Genomic DNA, 1948 nt, shown 5'->3' on the forward strand with positions numbered 1-1948 from the left:
TCACAGTCCGAGCACCCATCATCAGCCTGTCTCCCCACGACAGGGCCAGTGAATCAGGACTGTGCGATTACTGCAAGGCCGAGTTTTTCAACACTATCGGTCGGGAGCGACCGCTGCAATGACGGCCAGTGGACCGGCAAATGACCGCCTTGATAGCCGCCGTTCAAGGCTCAGGCTGAGGCCTTCAAAACTTGCCTTACGTTCATCGATTAAGCGGTGCGCCTAATTGACTGGTCTCGGCCGCGATTTGCCGAAGATACGGTTGCTCGCGTATTTTGCCCGTCATGAATGTCGAAGCGTGCTAACCCGCGCCACATGTCGACGAAGTCCACAGCACAGCACATCAGCGCCTTTCTCGACGAATGGCAGGCGACGACGGTGATGGTGCAGGAACGCGCCGGCCGTGGCGACAGCGCGTTCCTGAAGGAGATCGTGTTGCTGGAAGGCATGGATCGCGCGAATTGCGTCAGCAAGGCCGGCAATTCGCGCCTCGATGCCGCCGCGAAAACGCTGCTTTTACGCGAAGGCCTAGCCGCCAAACTCTCGCGGCAGACCTCGCGCAAGGCGCTGCTCCGCGGCCTCTTGACCGGCCCCCACTGAGTGGTCCGTGTTGATTGTTAGTGCAGAACCGCCTCTGAGGCCATGGCTGTCCGTAGGTGGAGCTTAGCGGAACCGGAGGGCAGCCATGGCGTGGTCGCCGTTTCCGGTGCCGGTGATCGGTACCCCAACGAGCTGTGGGGCCTGACGGTGTTGTAGTGGCGCCGCCAAGCCTCGATCAGGATCTGAGCTTCGGCCAGAGTGTAGAAGATCTCCCCGTTGAGCAGTTCCTCGCGCATCGAGCCATTGAAGCTTTCGCAGTAGCCATTCTCCCATGGGCTGCCTGGGGTAATGTAGAGCGTCTTCACGCCGATCTTCGCCAGCCATTCCTGTACGGCAGTAGCGACAAATTCGGGGCCGTTGTCTGACCGTATGTGTGCCGGCGGCCCACGAGTGGCGAACAACTCTGCCAGTGCTGCCAGCACATCCTCGCTGCGAAGTCGGCGTGCAACCGGCAGGGCAAGACATTCCCTGCTGGCTTCATCGATGATCGACAGGATGCGGAACTTGCGACCGTCGTGCGTGCGCCCTTCGACGAAGTCGTAGGACCACACGTGACCCGGATATTCAGGCCGCAGCCGGATACACGATCTGTCGTTGAGCCAGAGCCTCCCCCGCTTCGGTTGCCTCTGCGGCACCTTGAGACCCTCGCGTCGCCAGATGCGCTCCACCCGCTTGCGGTTCACATGCCAGCCGGCATCGCGCAGCAAGGCCGTCACTCGGCGGTAGCCGTAGCGACCATATTGTCTGGCCAGGGCGATGATGTCCTCGGTCAGTGCAGCCTCATCATCTGCCCCACGCGGCGTCTTGCGCTGTGTTGATCGATGCTGCCCGAGCACGCGGCATACCCGCCGCTCGGACACCGGCATCATGCCCCGGATATGATCGATACAGCGCCTGCGGCGCGCGGGGCTCAGAAGTTTCCCCGAGAAGCGTCCTGCAGGATCAGCTTGTCCAGTGTCAGGTCCGATACCGCCCTACGCAACCGAGCGTTCTCCTTCTCCAACTCTTTCATCCGCCGAGCCTGATCCATCTTCAAACCACCATATTCCTTGCGCCAGCGGTAGTAACTCTGCTCGGTCACGCCGATCCGGCGACACGCATCGGCAACAGTTCCGCCCTGGGCCAGCACGATCTCCGCCTCACGCAGCTTGGCGATGATCTCCTCCGGCTTGTGCTTCTTCGCCATTCGACTCCTCCTTCGTGGCCATTTCTAAAATAGTAAATGGGCCACTCAGAAGGGGGCAGATCAGCGCTGCCCGACGATCCAGGCGAAATCTTCGCCGACCGTGCCTATCTCGGTTCGCATTTCGGCAGCGCCGTCCGCGCCAAGGGCGGCACGCCGCGCATC

Annotated in this window: 2 protein-coding genes; one reads left to right on the top strand and one right to left on the bottom strand. The window is 61.5% G+C overall.

Annotated elements, in window-relative coordinates:
- Positions 1-288 precede the first annotated feature (288 nt).
- Positions 289-600 carry a hypothetical protein gene (locus HGI47_RS22035; protein ID WP_168854892.1) on the top strand — a complete coding sequence of 104 codons (312 nt, stop codon included), beginning with the start codon at positions 289-291 and terminating at the stop codon, positions 598-600.
- A 17-nt stretch (positions 601-617) separates the two neighbouring features.
- Here the strand turns inward: HGI47_RS22035 and HGI47_RS22040 are convergent.
- Positions 618-1786 (bottom strand): IS3 family transposase gene (locus HGI47_RS22040; protein ID WP_168854893.1). Its coding sequence is split into 2 segments (ribosomal slippage): positions 618-1525 and positions 1525-1786, totalling 1170 coding nucleotides; the frame shifts between segments, so codons are not numbered across the junction.
- Positions 1787-1948: the final 162 nt, after the last annotated feature.

The organism is Novosphingobium sp. ERN07, from assembly GCF_012641335.1.
Lineage (GTDB): Bacteria > Pseudomonadota > Alphaproteobacteria > Sphingomonadales > Sphingomonadaceae > Novosphingobium.

Excerpts from the sequence above, each read along its gene's own strand:
- HGI47_RS22035 (WP_168854892.1), top strand. The coding sequence starts at position 289 with ATGTCGAAGCGTGCTAACCCGCGCCACATGTCGACGAAGTCCACAGCA.